Source organism: Actinomadura xylanilytica (assembly GCF_030283145.1).
Lineage (GTDB): Bacteria > Actinomycetota > Actinomycetes > Streptosporangiales > Streptosporangiaceae > Spirillospora > Spirillospora xylanilytica.
Map to the genome: position 1 here is coordinate 1,190,207 of NZ_JASNWE010000001.1, position 15,271 is coordinate 1,205,477.

The following is a 15,271-nucleotide window of genomic DNA, read 5'->3' on the forward strand; positions in this document are numbered from 1 at the left end:
CGATCCGCGTGCGGTCCGCGTCGTCACCGCCGATGAAGCCGCGCAGCCCGGTCCCGCTGGTCGTCATCGCCCCTCCTCGATGGCCGCCGCCCGATGTGTCCCGTTGGTCCGACCCTGACAGAGATTTCCCAGGCATGACAAGTGATTTCGTTGTTACGATCGAAATTTACGACGGAATCCGTTGAGCCCCCCGCCTCTCGATCACGATGCCGCAACGAGGAGACCAACGATGACGGAGCGCACTCCGGAGCGGGCGCCGTCCTCCCCCCGGCGCCCGCAGACCGTCCAGCTGGACGAGACCGCCAAGCAGATCATCGAGCAGCTCCAGCAGGACGGGCGGCGCTCGTACGCGGCCATCGGCAAGGCCGTCGGGCTCTCGGAGGCGGCGGTCCGGCAGCGGGTGCAGAAACTGCTGGACGCCGGGGCGATGCAGATCGTCGGCGTGGCCGACCCGCTCACGCTCGGCTTCTCCCGGCGGCTGATGGTCGGTCTCAGGTGCGAGGGCGACCTGGAGCGGATCGCGGACGAGCTGGCCGAGCTGACCGAGGTCGGCTACGTGGTCATCACCGCCGGCTCGTTCGACATCCTGCTGGAGCTGGTCTGCGAGGACGACGACCGGGTACTCCGTCTGCTCGCCCAGATCCGCGCGGTGACCGGCGTCGTGTCCACCGACAGTTTCGTCTACCTCAAGCTGCGCAAGCAGACCCATTCCTGGGGCACCCCCTGACACTCCAGCCCATTCCGGCGAAGGAACACGTCCCGCCTCATACGAAACGGCCCCCCGTTCTCCTTCTTGGTGGGGATGCAGCACCCGTGTCCACGGGCGTACTTTTTAGAGGTCGTCAGGAAGGAGACCTGCCATGCCTGAGTCGGTTCGCCAGGACCTTCCCGCCACCCGCCCCGATGATCACATCGAGTTCCCGATGACCGAAGAGCAGGGGCTCGTGATCCGCAAGGCGGCCGAACTGATCGGGTGGACGGTCCCGCAGTATGTCCTTTCCACGGTCCTCGACAGGGCCGAACGCGATCTCTACGAGTACGCCGCGTCAGCCGGGACCGCCCGGCACGACGGCACCCAGCCCTCGGCCGACACCGGAGGCACCGAACCCTATGTCGCGATCCTCGCGGCCCTCGGCTGACCCAGTCCGCCCGATCATGCGGCCACCTCCGGTGGCCGCATGATCACAACCCCTGGCCCCACGCCCGAACCCACACCCTGGTCCGGCCCCACCGCATGCCCCGATCCACACGCCGGCGCGGGCGGGCCCGAGCTCCGAGTCCTGGCCCCGATCCACACTCCGCCACTCTCGGACTCAGACTCCGGGTGCGGGCCCCGCCTCAGGCTCCAGGTGCGAGCCCCGGCCCAGGCGCCGACGTGTGCCCTGATCCGCACTCCGGCGCCTGCCCTGATTCGGGCTCTGGGGCGAGGGCCGCGCTGAGGCGGGCCGCGTAGTCGGCGGCCTCCTCGTCCGAGTGGTACTTGTGGCGCGGCCAGAAGAACCCCCGCAGCCCGTCCTTGCGCTCGCGCGGCACCACATGGACGTGCAGATGCGGGACGCTCTGGCTGATGCGGTTGTTCATCGCCACGAACGAGCCCGCCGCGCCGAGTCCCGATTCCATCGCCCCGGACAGGCGCCGCGCGTGTTCGAAGAACGGTCCCACCAGTTCCACCGGAAGGTCGGACAGCGTTGCGTAATGGTCGCGCGGGACGAGCAGCGTATGCCCCTTGAACAAGGGGCGTGCGTCAAGAAACGCGAACGCGTCCGGCGCGTCCAGGACGATGTGCGCGGGGCGTTCTCCCCTCGCGATCTCGCAGAACACGCAGCCTTTGACGGATTCGGTCATGCGCGCATTCTGCCGGGCGGCGGGCCCGCGCGCCTAACGACCCCCTTATGCCCGCGACGCTACCGTCCGTGGCTTATGCGGCTGGAAAGCGTCGCCTTCCGGTACCGGCGGAAGGCCCCCTGGGTGCTCCGGGACGTCGAACTCACGCTCGCCCCCGGCACGGTGACCGAAGTGACCGGGCACAACGGGGCGGGCAAGTCGACGTTGCTGCGGCTGATCGCGGGCCTGCGCGACCCGCGCCGCGGCACGGTCACCGGCCGTCCGGGACGGGTCGGGTACGCGCCCGAGCGCTTCCCCGTCGACCAGCCGTTCACCGTCCGCGCCTACCTCGGCCATATGGCCGCCGTGCGCGGGGTGCCCGCCGACCTCGACCGCTGGGCCGGGCGCCTCGGCTTCGAGCACCTCCTCGGCGTGCGGCTGCCAGAACTCTCCAAGGGCAGCGCGCAGAAGGTGGGGCTCGCCCAGGCCCTGCTCGGCGACCCCGGCCTGCTCATCCTCGACGAGCCGTTCGCCGGACTCGACGTCGCGACCCGCGACGCTCTGCCCGCCCTGATCTCCGACCGGGCGGCGCACGGCGCGACCGTGGTCGTCAGCGACCACCAGGGCTGTATCGAGAGCCTCCCGGGCGTGACCCGGATCAGCGTCGCCGACGGCATGGTCGCCGTGCTGGAGGAGCCGCCCGCGCCCGCCGAGCGGACGGTGCTGGAGGTGATCGTGCGGGCGGACGAGGCCGACACGGTGGAGACCAAGCTGCGGGCCGATGGCCACGAGGTGCGGAGGCGGACGCTGTGATCGCTCTCGCCCGGTTCCAGTTCGCGGGATATGTCCTGTCCCTGCGGGTCCTCCAGCCGCTGATCGTGGTCCTGCTGATCATCGCGCTGGTGCTGGGGCAGGGCCCCGGCGGGGCGAACGCCGCCGAGCTCGCAGTGGGGACGTTCGGCGACGTCGCCGCCTTCATGTTCCCGGTCTGGGCCTGGTCCGCCCGCGCGCTGCTCGACACCCAGCCGGACGAGCAGCGCAACCTGTCGGCCACCGCCGCCCGCCGCCGCACCACCCCGACCTGGGCGGGGCTGCTCGCCGCGTACTCGATCAACGTCTGCCTCAGCGCCGTGATCCTCGCGATCCCGCTCATCCAGGCGGCGGCCTCCGGGGTGCAGGCCACGCCGATCGTGATCGGCACGGCCCTGAACCTGCTGGTGGCCGCCGCGGGCACCCTGCTGGGCGCCTGGACCAGCCGGGCGATCATCCCCGACCCCGGCGTCTCCCTCCTCGCCCTGCTCGGCGGAGCGGCGGCCCTGCTGCTGCTCAGCCTGGGACCGCTCGACCGGCTCTCGGTCCCGATGATCGGCTGGCTCCACGCCGCCCACCACGGACCCGACGCCTTCATCACCGACTTCCCCGGCATCGCACTGCACCTCGCCGCCTGGTCCGTCGTCGTCGGCATCGCCTACCTCCTCACCAAACGCCACCGCCCCTGAGAGGCGCTCCGCATGTCCGCGTTCGGCCGCGCCGTCCAGGCACGCGCCTCGACACGCACCGGTCGGCTGGTCGGCCCGGCCACCTCCCCCGTCGGCCGGCAGCGGCGCGCGCCCGGCCGGCGACGCGCGCACCCCGCCGCCATCACGATGTGGTGGCCGCCATCGCGGACGAGTGGCCGCCGGACGCGGTGAACACACCTTCATGGCCACGGAGCGTCAGGTGGCCTGCAAGGTGAGCCAGGAGCGTTCGAGGGGCTCCTGGTCCCGGGTGCAGAAGTAGACGCGGCCCGGATCGCCCCAATGCCAGCCCAGGCGTTTGTCGGAGTCGAGCTGAAGCAGCAGCCGCCACTCCTCCTCCGCCGCCGCTTGCTCGTCGCCGGACATCTCGGCGGACTCCGCGTCGCGCCCGGTGGAGGCGAGCAGGCAGTCGGGCCCGACCGGGCGCTGCACCAGCGCCGGCCAGCCGCCGAGCTGGTGCACCGGCAGGTCGTCCGGCCAGGCGTACTGCGTCCACGCCACGTAGAGCTGCTCGTAGACCGGGAGGATGCCGCTGTAGAGCTCCTCCAACCGCCGCACCACGGGCTCCTGCGGCGACGGCAGGGACAGGAAGGGCGCCGCTTCCACCGGGCAGGGCGGATAGTTCGAGGTGCCCGCGGGAGGCTCGGCCTCGCGCAGGTCGCCGCCGGTGAACACCCGCCAGCCGTCCCGCTGGCCGGGCGCGTCGCCCCAGGGCCGCGGGATCTCGCTCGCGTAGTAGAAGGCGGCGGTGCCCTCGGCCGGCAGCCCGGCGATCGGGCCGAGCGCGGCCAGCTCGGCGAAGTCGACCGCGCCGAGGAAGTCGAGCGGCCGGCCCTCCCAGACCGGCCAGGGCTCGTCCGGCGGGAGCAGCGGCGTACCGCCGAGCCGCACGGTCACCGGGCCGTCGGCGCCGAGGCGCAGCGCGGGCCGGATCAGCGGCAGCAGCGCGCCGGTGACCTCCGGGGCGAAGAAGACGCCGAACAGGGAACGCAGCCGCTGACGCTGCGTGGCGAAGTGATCCATGTCACGTAGCGTTGCGCGCCGCGCGGCCGAAATCCAGCCCCCCGCGCGATTGTGGATAACTCAGCGGCGTTCGAGCGCCCCGGCGAGCTGCGCCAGGAAGCGGTCGACCTCCTGCTCGTCGTAGCCGGGCCCGAGCCGGACCGCCCGGAACACGCATTCGCGCACGTCCCGCGCGGTCACCGGCGGCGCCGCGCCGCGCAGTCCGGAGACCACCCGGTCGAGGAACGCGTCCACGTCCCGGACGTCGTAGCCGGCGCGCATCCCGGCGCCGGAGAAGCGCGAGTCCTGGATCCAGTTGATCAGCCAGCCCGGATGCACCCGGGGACGGCCCGGCCGCTGCCCGATCGGCGCTGCGGTCTGGAGCTCGCGGACGCACTCCTGCACCAGCTCGTCCACCGCCCGCTGCTCGTAGCCGCGCAGCACGATGTCGAACCTGACCGCGCGCACCTCGTCGGCCGTCACGGGCGGGCCGCCGTTCAACGCGCCGGCGATCCGCCCGAGCAGCTCGTCCACCTGGGCGCGGTCGTAACCGCGCAAACCCACCGCAAGGCGCGGCCCCGTCTTCACCGGTCCGGGCTCCTCAGCATGTGCTCCCGCGCGCCCGCGCGGCGCAGGGAACACGCCCGCCGGGCCCGCTCAGTCCTCGGTCGCCGCGGCCAGCTGGCCGCATGCCCCGTCGATCTCCCTGCCCCGAGTGTCGCGCACCGTGACCGGGACCCCGTGGGCCTCCAGGCGCCGCACGAACTCCTTCTCGTCCTGCGGCCGGGATGCGGTCCACTTGGACCCCGGCGTGGGGTTCAACGGGATCAGATTGACGTGTACGAGGTGGCCGCGCAAGAGCCTGCCGAGAAGATCCGCCCGCCACGCCTGGTCGTTGACGTCCTTGATCAGCGCGTACTCGATCGACACCCGGCGGCCCGACCGGCTCGCGTAGGCCCAGGCGGCGTCCAGCACCTCGGCGACCTTCCACCTGTTGTTGATCGGGACCAGATCGTCGCGCAGCTCGTCGTCGGGCGCGTGCAGCGACACCGCGAGCCGCACCGACAGGTCCTCGGCGGCCAGCTTCTCGATCGCCGGGACGAGGCCGACCGTGGACACCGTGACCGACCGCTGCGAGATGCCGAGGCCGCCGGGCGCCGGATCGGTGATCCTGCGGACCGCGCCGAGCACCGCCTTGTAGTTGGCCAGCGGTTCGCCCATGCCCATGAACACGATGTTGGACACCCGGCCCGGACCGCCCGGGACCCGGCCGCGGGCCAGCGCCCGCGCCCCCGCGGCGACCTGCTCGACGATCTCCGCGGTGGACAGGTTGCGGGTCAGCCCCGCCTGCCCGGTCGCGCAGAACGGGCAGTTCATCCCGCAGCCGGCCTGGGACGACACGCACATCGTGGTGCGGTCGGGGTAGCGCATCAGCACCGACTCGAACAGCACGCCGTCGAACGCCTTCCAGACATTCTTCAGCGTCCGGCCGTCATCGCACGCCAGCTCCCGTACCGACGTGAGCAGCGGAGGCAGCAGCTCGGCCGTCAGCCGCTCCCGGATCGCGGCGGGCAGGTCGGTCATCTCGGCCGGGTCGTCGGCCAGGCGCGCGAAGTAGTGCCGGGAGAGCTGATCCGCGCGGAACGGCTTCTCCCCCAGTTCGACGACCGCCTCGCGGCGTTCGGCGGCGGTGAGGTCGGCGAGGTGCCGCGGCGGCTTGCCCCGGCGCGGCGCGGCGAAGACGAGCTTCGCCGGCGTCTTCTTGGCGGCTTGCGGCACGGCGGTCTCGGCGGCGGCGGGCTCGCTGGTGGGCTCGGCGGCTGACTCGGTGGTGGCAGACATGGTCCCTCCAGTGTCGCAAACGCCGGCCGATGCCTCGTCCAGACGCCCGGACCCGCGCGGACGACTCGCGACATCCCTACGGACGGCGCCGTCTGCGACTAAGGTCTTGATCATGTCGGTATTGCGCAGGGGTTCCACTTCGCCCCGGGGCGCCGCCACGGTCGTCCACACAGAGGCCAGCCCCTACGGCAGCCGCCGTCTCGTCGTCGAGACCGACGACACCGTCACCGCGGCCTACCTGAAGGACTCCCGGGACGCCGTGATCGGCGCGGTCTGGATCGCGGGGCATCGCGTCGCGCCGTCCGAGCTCGACCGCTCGCGGCTGGACGCGGGGCGGCCTCCCGCCCTGCCCGCCTCGCACGTGCGGCATCCGGGGGGACGCGCCTCGCTGGACGCCGAGACCCTCGAGGTCGTGTGGTTCGAGGAGGGCGACGGCGTGGCCCTCCTGGACTCCGGCGAGCCGCTCTGCGTCATCCCTGGATGGTCCGACATGGCCCGGGGCATCCCGGGCTACAGCCAGGAGGTCATCGAGCAGAGCCCGTTCGCGTTCCCCCTGGACGACGAGATCAAGGAGTTCGGCCCCCGGATCGAGCGGGCGCGCGAGCACTGGAGCCGCTGCCGGACAGAGGGGTCCTGGGCCGATTTCCAGCAGTCCGTCCTGGGGCACCTGTTGCAGCGCCTCGGACCCGGTGGCCACTACTGGCACGATGTCGGACGCCAGCTCCCGGGAGGACGCGGCGGAGCGCTGCCCACCGTGGGCGTCTCCGAACGGCCCGCGCGCGGCGACCGTGAGTTCACCGTGCTGAGCACGGTCGGGATGAGCCGGCAGCGGATGCCCACCGTCGAGCTGTACGAGGACGACGTCGCCCCGCACGGCCGGATCGAGCTCGCAGTGGCCACGTCCCTGCCGAGCCAGCGCGCCGGGAGTATCTTCCCGTGGCTGTCGCAGTACCCGTGGCGGTCGGTGACCTGGTTCGCGGCGGGCGACGTGGTCAAGTGGTATCACGAGTCCCACACGTTCCCTCTGAGCAACGGCGCATCCCCCTGGGAGGGGGTGCTGCTGCTGGAGGACCCGAGCAGACTGGACGGTCCGGCGGCTCCCGGCCTGTCCGGTCTTCAGGTCGGTGGCGATCCCGTGCGCTGGCTCTGGCTGGTGCCCATCTCGGGTGAGGAGCACAGGTACGCCAAGAGCGAGGGGTCGGACGCCCTCGTCCGGCGGCTGGCCGAGCAGGGCCGTTCCTGGATCGTCACCTGACCCGCCCGTCCGGGCGCCCGCCCAGAGCGCCCGCCCAGGGCGTCTGCACAGGGCGCCCGCTTCAGCCTGGAGGGGCGAACAGTTCGAGGAGGAGCCACACGACGGGGGCCGTCGCGACCAGCGAGTCGAGCCGGTCCATCACACCGCCATGGCCGGGCAGCAAGGTGCCCATGTCCTTGATGCCGAGGTCCCGCTTGATCACCGACTCGATCAGGTCGCCGACGGTGGCGGTGAACACCGCGGCCAGGCCGATCAGGACGCCGTGCCAGACCTGACCGTCGTCCAGCAGCCACCAGACCAGCCACGCGCCGACGGCCATGCACGTGAGCACCGAGCCGGCGAGGCCCTCCCACGTCTTCTTCGGGCTGATGGTGGGCGCCATCTTGTGCTTGCCGAGGAACGATCCGGCGAAGTAGCCGCCGATGTCGCTGGCCACGGTGATCGCCACGAAGATCACGATGCGGTCGTCGCCGTCGTCGGGACGCATGAGCAGCGCCACGATGCCGCCCATCAGCACCAGGTAGCCGGCCATGAACACGCCGGCGGTCACGTCCCGGACGTATCCGTCGGCCCCGTCCAGTACCCGGGTCATCATCACGGCCAGCACGGTCAGCGACACGCCCGCGACCAGGCCGGTGGTGCCCCACACGTACGCGACGACGGGCGCGGCCACCACCCCGGTCGCCAGCGGGATGAACGGCGCCCGGACGCCACGGGTCCCGAACGCGCCGGCCAGCTCGCGCATGCCGAGGAGCAGGAAGACCACCATCACACCGAGGAAGATCTCCTTCACGGTGTACATGGAGATCAGGACCAGGGCGCCGAGGGTCACCCCGACGCCGATGGCGAGCGGCAGATTGCGTCCCGCCTTGCCCTGCGGGCCCGTCCCGTCCGGCGAGGACGCGGACGGGTCCGGCGTGGTTCCGCGGGGCGTACCGGGCACGGGCGCCTCCGGCTCACCCGGGGAGCCCGCGGGCTCCCCGGTCTCGTCGAGTTCCATCACACTTCGAGCAGTTCGGCCTTCTTGTGCTCGAGAAGCTCGTCGATCTGCGCCACGTACCTGTGCGTGGCGTCGTCGAGCTCCTTCTCGGCACGCCTGACCTCGTCCTCGCCGGCATCGCCGTCCTTGACGAGCTTGTCGAGGGTGTCCTTGGTCCGGCGGCGGATGTTGCGGATGGAGATCTTGCTGTCCTCCGCCTTGCCCCCGGCGACCTTGATGAACTCCCGGCGGCGCTCCTCGGACAGGTCGGGGAACACCACCCGGAGGACGTTGCCGTCGTTGGTGGGGTTGACGCCGAGGTCGCTGTCGCGGATCGCCTTCTCCACCGCCTGCATGGAGGACTTGTCGAAGACCTGCACGATGACCATGCGCGGCTCGGGCAGGGTGAAGGACGCCAGCTGGTTGATCGGCGTCGGCGTACCGTAGTACTCGGCAGTGATCTTGTTGAACATGGCGGGGGTGACCCGGCCGGTGCGGATGGCCTGGAAGTCCTCCTTGGCGACCGCGACCGCCTTCTCCATCTTCTCCTCGGCCTCGAGGAGGGTCTCGTCGATCACTTCGACTCCCATGTCATCTGGTCGGCCCTTGCGCTGCCGCCAAGGGGCTCGGGTGGTCAGCCTTCGGCCGGGTTGACCAGCGTGCCGATCTTCTCACCCCGGACGGCCCGGACGATGTTGCCCTGCCCCATGAGGTCGAAGACCACGATGGGGAGCGCGTTGTCCATGCAGAGGCTGATGGCCGTGGCGTCCATGACCTTCAGTCCCCGCTGTAGAACCTCACCGTAATCCAAACGGTCGAACTTGACAGCGTCCGGATTCTTGCGCGGGTCGGCGTCGTACACGCCGTCCACCTGAGTCGCCTTCAGCACCGCCTCGGCGCCGATCTCCAGCGCGCGCTGCGCGGCCGTGGTGTCGGTGGAGAAGAACGGCTGCCCGAGCCCCGCCCCGAAGATCACCACGCGGCCCTTCTCCAGGTGCCTGATGGCGCGCCGCGGAATGTAGGGCTCGGCCACCTGGCTCATGGTGATCGCGGTCTGCACCCGGGTGTCGAGGCCCAGCTTCTCCAGGAAGTCCTGGAGCGCCAGGCAGTTGATCACCGTACCGATCATGCCCATGTAGTCGGCCCGGCCGCGGTCCATGCCGCGCTCGGCCATGACGGCACCGCGGAACATGTTGCCGCCGCCGCAGACCACCGCGACCTGGACGCCGTCGGCGACCGCCTCGGAGATGGCCTCCGCCACGTGCTGCACGATCTCCGGGTCGATGCCCAGCGGATCACGGCCGGCGAACGCCTCACCCGAGAGCTTGAGCAGCACCCGCTTCCAGCCCGCACGAGGCGCGTGCCCGGACGACGAAGCCGCCGGCGCGCTTGGGTTCGTTGTCTCCGGCACGTCGGCGGCCTCCTCGTTGCGTCGCGGTATCTGTCGGGTCCCTGTCTCCAGAGTGCCCCTACGCCTGCCCGACCTTGAAGCGGGCGAAACGCACGACCTTCACGCCGGCCTCGTCGAGGACCTTGGTGATCGTCTTCTTGCTGTCCTTGACGAACGCCTGCTCAAGCAGCACGAAGTCGCGGAAGTAGCCGTTAACCCGGCCCTCGACGATCTTCGGGATCGCCTTCTCGGGCTTGCCCTCGTCGCGGGTGAGCTGCTCGGCGAGCGCCCGCTCCTTCTCGATCGCCTCGGCGGGGATCTCGTCCCGGGTGAGGTACTTGGGGGCCATCGCCGCGATCTGCTGCGCGATGTCCTTGGCGACCTCGGCGTTCTCGCCGTCGAGCTCGACCAGCACGCCGGTGGTCGGCGGCAGCTGCGGGTCGGACTTGTGCAGGTAGCTGGCCACGTAGGTGCCCTTGAAATGGGCGAAGTTGCGCAGTTCCAGCTTCTCGCCGATCTTGGCGCTGTTCTCCTCGATCAGCGCCTTGACGGTGGTGCCCGGCTCGATCTCGCTGGCCAGCAGCTCGGCCGCGTCCGCGACGCCGCTCTCGGCGGCGAACCGGACCAGGCGGTCCGCCAGCTCGATGAACTGGGCGTTCTTGGCGACGAAGTCGGTCTCGCAGTTGAGTTCGAGGAGCGCGCCGTCGGTGGCGTTCTCGAAGTGCTCGGCGACCAGGCCGTTGGCCGCGGTGCGCTCGGCGCGCTTGCCGACGTCCTTGGCGCCCTGGAGGCGCAGCAGCTCGGTGGCCTTCTCGAAGTCGCCGTCCGCCTCGGTGAGGGCGTTCTTGACGGCCATCATGCCGGAGCCGGTCAGCTCGCGAAGCCGCTTGACATCTGCGGCGGTGAAGTTCGCCATCGCTCTTTCGTCTCTGTCGTGGTGGGAAGACTGCGCGGAGACCGGGCCCCGGGGCGGCGGCGCCGCCCCGGGACCCCGCGTCGTCAGCTCTGCTCGGCCTCGGTGGCCGGGGCCTCAGCGGCCGGAGCCTCAGCGGCCTCAGTGGCCTCCGCGGCCGGAGCGGTCTCCTCGGCGGCCGGGACCACGCCCTCCTGCGCCTCGGCGGCGGCAGCGGCGTCGGCGGCGGGCTCACCGGTCACGACGGCGGCGGCAGCGGACTCGTCGGCCACGGCGTCCTTGGCCGTCTCGGCGCCGGACTCCGCCTTCTTGCTCTCCAGCAGTTCCCGCTCCCACTCGGCCAGCGGCTCGGCGGCGGTCGCGCCGCCCTCGGCCGGCTTGTCGTCCCCGCCGGACGCGGCGCCCGCGCGGGCGATGAGGCCGTCGGCGACGGAGTCGGCCACGACGCGGGTCAGCAGCCCGACGCTGCGGATGGCGTCGTCGTTGCCCGGGATCGGGTAGTCGACCTCGTCGGGGTCGCAGTTGGTGTCGAGGATCGCGACGACCGGGATGCCGAGCTTCTTGGCCTCGTTGACCGCGATGTGCTCCTTCTTGGTGTCCACGATCCAGATGGCGCTCGGAACCTTCGCCATGTCGCGGATACCGCCGAGGGTGCGCTCCAGCTTGTCCTTCTCGCGGCGCAGGCCGAGGAGCTCCTTCTTGGTCATGCCGGAGCCGGCCACGTCGTCGTAGTTGATCTCCTCCAGCTCCTTGAGCCGGGTGAGCCGCTTGTGCACGGTGGAGAAGTTGGTGAGCATGCCGCCCAGCCAGCGCTGGTTGACGTACGGCATCCCGACCCGGGTGGCCTGCTCCGAGATGGCCTCCTGGGCCTGCTTCTTGGTGCCGACGAACAGGATCGTGCCCCCGTGGGCGACCGTGGCCTTGACGAACTCGAAGGCCCGGTCGATGTAGGACAGCGACTGCTGGAGGTCGATGATGTAAATGCCGTTGCGGTCCGTGAGGATGAAGCGCTTCATCTTCGGGTTCCACCGACGAGTCTGGTGGCCGAAGTGGACGCCGCTCTCGAGGAGCTGCCGCATGGTGACGACGGGTGCCATAGCCCGTGTTCTCCTGTCCGGCCCGAATACGGGCCACGTCTCGGTTGTCGTCTGCGCACGGACACCGGCCCCACCGTCGTACCGACGGACCGAGAGGCTGTGCCCCACCGGCGAGATGCAGGTGGCTGGCGAGCGCGTGAATTCGGCCGCCCGGGTATGCACCCGGCGCGACCGTTTACCAAGTCTACGGGACGCACGCCGCACACGTGGAATCAACCGGACCCGGGGGCCCGGGATCGCCGAGGTTTTCCACAATTCGTGCCGGGTCTGGCCCGGGCGCGGACCCGGTCGGCAGGCTGCAAAGTATGACCCTGCTCACAGTGATGATGATCCTGACCACCACCGCGGCCCCCGCCCAATGGCACTGGCCGCTGTCCCCCGTGCCCGGGATCGTACGGGGATTCTCCCCGCCCGCCCTGCCCTGGGGCCCCGGCCATCGCGGCGTTGACCTGGCCGCCCGCCCTGGGCAGCCCGTGTACGCCGCCGGAGCGGGCCGAATCTCGTACGCCGGACGGCTCGCCGGGCGCGGCGTCATCGCGGTCACCCACGGCGCCCTCCGCACCACGTACCTGCCGGTGCGCCCGACCGTCCGGACGGGCCGCCAGGTCGCCTCCGGCGCCCGTATCGGCGTCGTCGAGAACGGCCCGTTCCACTGCTCCAGCGCCTGCCTGCACTGGGGATTGCGTCGCGGGGCGGTCTATCTCGACCCGCTCAGCCTGGTGGGGCACCGCGTACGGCTGCTCCCCCACTGGCGCCCGCCAGAGCGACCTGCACCGGTGTCACGTCCCGCACCTGCGGAGCGACCGCACCAGATGGAGCTACGCGACGCGGCGACGGCGGGCGGCGGGGCGTTGACCGGCATGCTGCTGGCGTTCGCGCTCCTGTTCGTATGGCGGCAAGGACGCCCGCGACGGCGAACGGCCCTGCGCCAGCCCCCGGACGTCATCGACCTGGCCCAAGAGCGCCGCCTACGGCGAACACCCTGACCAGCCTGCGTCGAGGCGTCCAGGGCCGCCTCCTCTCCCGCGACGCGCTCTCGCTATGACTCGCTGGCGCCGCGCGGGTGGGCCTGCCGGTGGACCTGTTTGAGCCGCTCGGCCGAGACGTGCGTGTAGAGCTGGGTGGTCTGCAACGAGGCGTGCCCCAGAATCTCCTGGACGCTCCGCAGGTCCGCACCCCCCTCCAGTAGGTGGGTGGCGGCGCTATGGCGCAGTCCGTGGGGGCTGAGGTCGGGTACGTCACCCACCTCGGCGATCCGTCCGTGCACGACCCTCCGGGCGCTGGTGGGGTGCAGGCGTCCCCCTCGCGCGCCGAGGAACAGGGCCGGGCCGCTGTCCTTGGTGCTGAGGGCGGGACGTCCCGCCCTCAGCCAGTCCTGCACAGACCGTACGGCGGGTTCTCCCATGGGCACGGTGCGTTCTCTGCCGCCCTTGCCCAACACCCGGGCGGTTCTGCGGCCGGTGTCCAGGTCGTCGATGTCGAGCCCGCACAGTTCGCTGACCCGTACGCCGGTGCCGTAGAGCACTTCGAGGATCGCCAGGTCCCTCAACCCGAGCGGCCCTTGGGCCTCCACCTCGTCCAGGAGCCGGGCGGCGTCGTCCTGGGTGATCACCGCGGGCAGATCACGTTGTGCCTTGGGGGTCCCCAGCAGCACGCCCGGGTCACTGGGAATCAGGCCACGCCGGTACAGGTGGCCGGTGAACGCGCGGGCGGCGGCGGTGCGGCGCGCGAGGGTCGCTCGAGACCGGCCCAGGGCGTGCTGGTGTGCGAGCCAGGCACGCAGCACGCCGATCTCCATTCCTGCGGGCTCGTCCACCCCGACGTCCGCGGCGTACCGGCACAGGTCTGCGAGGTCGCCCAGGTAGGCGCGGAGCGTGTGCGGCGACACGCCCCTCTCGGCGCGCAGGTGGCGCTCGAACTCGGCGACCGCCTCCCTGAGCGGAGCGGCGTCGTCATCGGTGGGCACAGCCGCCACGCTGCGCCACGATCTCCGCCGGCGCAAGCACCGAAACCCGTTTTCCGCCGAATCGCCGTGATCTCGCGGCGAGTTATCCACAGAACGCCGTTCGCCTGGTGCTCTCACCGCCGACCCGGCACCGTCGAAGACCGGAGGTGAGGCGCATGAACGCCAACATCAGCCTGGGGCGGCGCGGCGAGGACGCGGCGGTCGGCTACCTGGACCGGATCGGCTGGACCGTCCTCGCGCGCAACTGGAGGTGCCGGGAGGGCGAGATCGACATCGTCGCCCACGACGGGCGGCGGCACGTCGTCTGCGAGGTCAAGACCCGCAGCTCCACCGCCTACGGCGGGCCGCTCGAAGCGATCAACGCCGGCAAGGCCGCCCGCCTACGGCGGCTGGCCTGGCGCTGGGCCACGGCCCACGGCGTCCGGGGCGAGCTCCGGGTGGACGTGATCGGTCTGCTCACCGTCGACGGCGGGTTCCTCCTCGAGCACCACCGGGAGGTGTGCTGAATGACCCTCGCCAAGACCCGTTCGGTGTCCCTGGTCGGCGTGGACGGCTTCGTGGTGGACGTGGAGGCGGCCATCACCAGCGGCGTGCCCGGCCTGCATCTGGTGGGCCTGCCCGACGCCGCGCTCAGCGAGGCCCGCGACCGGGTGCGGGCCGCCATCTACAACTCGGGGGAGGACTGGCCTAACCGGCACGTCACTGTTTCCCTGTTCCCCGCCAGTCTGCCCAAGCGGGGCTCGACGTTCGACTGCGCGATCGCGGTCGCGCTGCTGGCCGCCGCCGAGGCGGTGCCGCCGCGCTCCTGCGCCGGGCTGGTGCTGATCGGCGAACTCGGCCTGGACGGGCGGATCCGCGCCATCCCCGGCGTCCTGCCCGCCGTGCTCGCCGCCGCCAACGCGGGCTGCCGCACCGTCGTCGTGCCCCGCGCCAACGCGGCCGAGGCCGAACTGGTCCCGGACATGGAGGTGATCTCCGCGGGAACGCTGCGCGGCCTGCTGTGCATCCTCCGCGACGAACCGCCCCCTCAGGAGGCCGACGAAGACCACCCGCCCCCGACCGCCCCGTCCGACGGGCTCACCATCCGGCGCCCGGACCGGCGAACCGGGCTCGACCTGGCCGATGTGCGTGGCCAGGCCGAGGCCCGCCGCGCGCTGGAGATCAGCGCGGCGGGAGGCCACCATCTCTTCTTCTCCGGCCCGCCGGGCTGCGGGAAGACGATGCTGGCCGAGCGCCTGCCGACGCTGATGCCCCCGCTCGAACCCGACTCGGCGCTCGAGGTGACGGCGATCCACTCGGTCGCGGGCACCCTCCCGCCGGGCCAGCCGCTGATCACAAGGCCGCCGTTCTACGCACCGCACCACACCGCCACCCGGGCGGCGATGGTCGGCGGCGGGTCGGGCCGCCTGCTGCAACCCGGCGCCGTCTCCCTGGCACATCGAGGCATCCTCTTCCTGGACGAGGCCAGGGAGGCAGACACACACCG

17 protein-coding genes and 1 pseudogene are annotated in these 15,271 nt (G+C 71.5%); 8 read left to right on the forward strand and 10 right to left on the reverse strand.

Translation table 11 applies throughout. From position 1 onward, the window contains the following. Positions 1–229: 229 nt before the first annotated feature. Both QP090_RS05525 and QP090_RS05530 read left to right on the forward strand, forming a co-directional pair. Positions 230–727: an Lrp/AsnC family transcriptional regulator gene (locus tag QP090_RS05525; RefSeq protein WP_285937375.1), complete on the forward strand. Its 498-nt coding sequence runs from the start codon at positions 230–232 to the stop codon at positions 725–727. 133 nt (positions 728–860) lie between these two features. Beyond that, entirely contained in the window at positions 861–1,139 is a 279-nt protein-coding gene (locus QP090_RS05530; protein WP_285937376.1) for a type II toxin-antitoxin system TacA family antitoxin, read from the forward strand. Positions 1,140–1,338: 199 nt separating this feature from the next. Here the strand turns inward: QP090_RS05530 and QP090_RS05535 are convergent, their stop codons facing one another. Continuing rightward, complete coding sequence (locus QP090_RS05535; protein ID WP_285937377.1) at positions 1,339–1,845, reverse strand: HIT family protein; 507 nt, start codon at positions 1,843–1,845, stop codon at positions 1,339–1,341. Positions 1,846–1,920: 75 nt separating this feature from the next. On the opposite strand from QP090_RS05535, the gene QP090_RS05540 reads away from it, so the two are divergent. Together QP090_RS05540 and QP090_RS05545 are read left to right on the forward strand one after the other, a co-directional pair. Further along, the gene (locus tag QP090_RS05540; RefSeq protein ID WP_285937378.1) at positions 1,921–2,637 is read left to right on the forward strand and encodes an ATP-binding cassette domain-containing protein; all 717 of its coding nucleotides are present in this window, start codon (positions 1,921–1,923) and stop codon (positions 2,635–2,637) included. Beyond that, the gene (locus QP090_RS05545; RefSeq protein ID WP_285937379.1) at positions 2,634–3,323 is read left to right on the forward strand and encodes a hypothetical protein; all 690 of its coding nucleotides are present in this window, start codon (positions 2,634–2,636) and stop codon (positions 3,321–3,323) included. The genes QP090_RS05540 and QP090_RS05545 overlap by 4 nt, the downstream gene beginning before the upstream one ends. Before the next feature lie 216 nt (positions 3,324–3,539). Here QP090_RS05545 and QP090_RS05550 read toward each other — a convergent pair whose 3' ends face one another. From QP090_RS05550 to rlmN, 3 genes are all read right to left on the reverse strand, one after another. Continuing rightward, positions 3,540–4,364, reverse strand: a complete 825-nt coding sequence (locus QP090_RS05550) for a YwqG family protein (protein WP_285937380.1) — start codon at positions 4,362–4,364, stop codon at positions 3,540–3,542. Positions 4,365–4,424: 60 nt separating this feature from the next. Next, positions 4,425–4,901: a DivIVA domain-containing protein gene (locus tag QP090_RS05555; protein ID WP_285937381.1), complete on the reverse strand. Its 477-nt coding sequence runs from the start codon at positions 4,899–4,901 to the stop codon at positions 4,425–4,427. Positions 4,902–5,000: 99 nt separating this feature from the next. Then, on the reverse strand, positions 5,001–6,185 hold the full coding sequence (gene rlmN / locus QP090_RS05560) for a dual-specificity RNA methyltransferase RlmN (protein WP_285937382.1): 1,185 nt from the start codon (positions 6,183–6,185) through the stop codon (positions 5,001–5,003). Between the two features lie 112 nt (positions 6,186–6,297). Here rlmN and QP090_RS05565 point away from each other — a divergent pair, with 112 nt between their 5' ends. After that, the gene (locus QP090_RS05565; protein WP_285937383.1) at positions 6,298–7,440 is read left to right on the forward strand and encodes a suppressor of fused domain protein; all 1,143 of its coding nucleotides are present in this window, start codon (positions 6,298–6,300) and stop codon (positions 7,438–7,440) included. Between the two features lie 61 nt (positions 7,441–7,501). On the opposite strand, the gene QP090_RS05570 is transcribed toward QP090_RS05565, so the two are convergent. From QP090_RS05570 to rpsB, 5 genes are all read right to left on the reverse strand, one after another. After that, a complete protein-coding gene (locus tag QP090_RS05570) occupies positions 7,502–8,440 on the reverse strand; it encodes a phosphatidate cytidylyltransferase (RefSeq protein ID WP_285937384.1) in 939 nt (312 codons plus the stop codon). Beyond that, entirely contained in the window at positions 8,440–8,997 is a 558-nt protein-coding gene (frr, locus tag QP090_RS05575; RefSeq protein ID WP_285937385.1) for a ribosome recycling factor, read from the reverse strand. Before frr ends, QP090_RS05570 begins: the two co-directional genes overlap by 1 nt. Before the next feature lie 56 nt (positions 8,998–9,053). Beyond that, positions 9,054–9,830, reverse strand: a complete 777-nt coding sequence (gene pyrH / locus QP090_RS05580) for a UMP kinase (RefSeq protein WP_432763011.1) — start codon at positions 9,828–9,830, stop codon at positions 9,054–9,056. A gap of 58 nt (positions 9,831–9,888) precedes the next feature. Beyond that, on the reverse strand, positions 9,889–10,725 hold the full coding sequence (tsf, locus tag QP090_RS05585) for a translation elongation factor Ts (protein ID WP_285937386.1): 837 nt from the start codon (positions 10,723–10,725) through the stop codon (positions 9,889–9,891). 83 nt (positions 10,726–10,808) lie between these two features. Continuing rightward, positions 10,809–11,819 carry a 30S ribosomal protein S2 gene (rpsB, locus tag QP090_RS05590; protein ID WP_285937387.1) on the reverse strand — a complete coding sequence of 337 codons (1,011 nt, stop codon included), beginning with the start codon at positions 11,817–11,819 and terminating at the stop codon, positions 10,809–10,811. Positions 11,820–12,124: 305 nt separating this feature from the next. Between rpsB and QP090_RS05595 the strand changes: the two genes are divergently transcribed. Further along, the gene (locus QP090_RS05595) at positions 12,125–12,805 is read left to right on the forward strand and encodes a murein hydrolase activator EnvC family protein (protein WP_285937388.1); all 681 of its coding nucleotides are present in this window, start codon (positions 12,125–12,127) and stop codon (positions 12,803–12,805) included. Positions 12,806–12,858: 53 nt separating this feature from the next. On the opposite strand, the gene QP090_RS05600 is transcribed toward QP090_RS05595, so the two are convergent. Further along, complete coding sequence (locus QP090_RS05600; protein WP_285937389.1) at positions 12,859–13,785, reverse strand: tyrosine recombinase XerC; 927 nt, start codon at positions 13,783–13,785, stop codon at positions 12,859–12,861. 155 nt (positions 13,786–13,940) lie between these two features. Between QP090_RS05600 and QP090_RS05605 the strand changes: the two genes are divergently transcribed. Beyond that, the gene (locus tag QP090_RS05605) at positions 13,941–14,291 is read left to right on the forward strand and encodes a YraN family protein (protein ID WP_285937390.1); all 351 of its coding nucleotides are present in this window, start codon (positions 13,941–13,943) and stop codon (positions 14,289–14,291) included. After that, positions 14,292–15,257: pseudogene (locus QP090_RS05610) on the forward strand (YifB family Mg chelatase-like AAA ATPase); the annotation flags it as partial. Positions 15,258–15,271 lie beyond the last annotated feature (14 nt).

Excerpts from the sequence above, each read along its gene's own strand:
- QP090_RS05525 (WP_285937375.1), top strand. The coding sequence starts at position 230 with ATGACGGAGCGCACTCCGGAGCGGGCGCCGTCCTCCCCCCGGCGCCCG.
- QP090_RS05530 (WP_285937376.1), top strand. The coding sequence starts at position 861 with ATGCCTGAGTCGGTTCGCCAGGACCTTCCCGCCACCCGCCCCGATGAT.
- QP090_RS05535 (WP_285937377.1), bottom strand. The coding sequence starts at position 1,845 with ATGACCGAATCCGTCAAAGGCTGCGTGTTCTGCGAGATCGCGAGGGGA.
- QP090_RS05540 (WP_285937378.1), top strand. The coding sequence starts at position 1,921 with ATGCGGCTGGAAAGCGTCGCCTTCCGGTACCGGCGGAAGGCCCCCTGG.
- QP090_RS05550 (WP_285937380.1), bottom strand. The coding sequence starts at position 4,364 with ATGGATCACTTCGCCACGCAGCGTCAGCGGCTGCGTTCCCTGTTCGGC.
- rlmN (WP_285937382.1), bottom strand. The coding sequence starts at position 6,185 with ATGTCTGCCACCACCGAGTCAGCCGCCGAGCCCACCAGCGAGCCCGCC.
- QP090_RS05565 (WP_285937383.1), top strand. The coding sequence starts at position 6,298 with ATGTCGGTATTGCGCAGGGGTTCCACTTCGCCCCGGGGCGCCGCCACG.
- QP090_RS05570 (WP_285937384.1), bottom strand. The coding sequence starts at position 8,440 with ATGGAACTCGACGAGACCGGGGAGCCCGCGGGCTCCCCGGGTGAGCCG.
- tsf (WP_285937386.1), bottom strand. The coding sequence starts at position 10,725 with ATGGCGAACTTCACCGCCGCAGATGTCAAGCGGCTTCGCGAGCTGACC.
- rpsB (WP_285937387.1), bottom strand. The coding sequence starts at position 11,819 with ATGGCACCCGTCGTCACCATGCGGCAGCTCCTCGAGAGCGGCGTCCAC.
- QP090_RS05595 (WP_285937388.1), top strand. The coding sequence starts at position 12,125 with ATGACCCTGCTCACAGTGATGATGATCCTGACCACCACCGCGGCCCCC.
- QP090_RS05605 (WP_285937390.1), top strand. The coding sequence starts at position 13,941 with ATGAACGCCAACATCAGCCTGGGGCGGCGCGGCGAGGACGCGGCGGTC.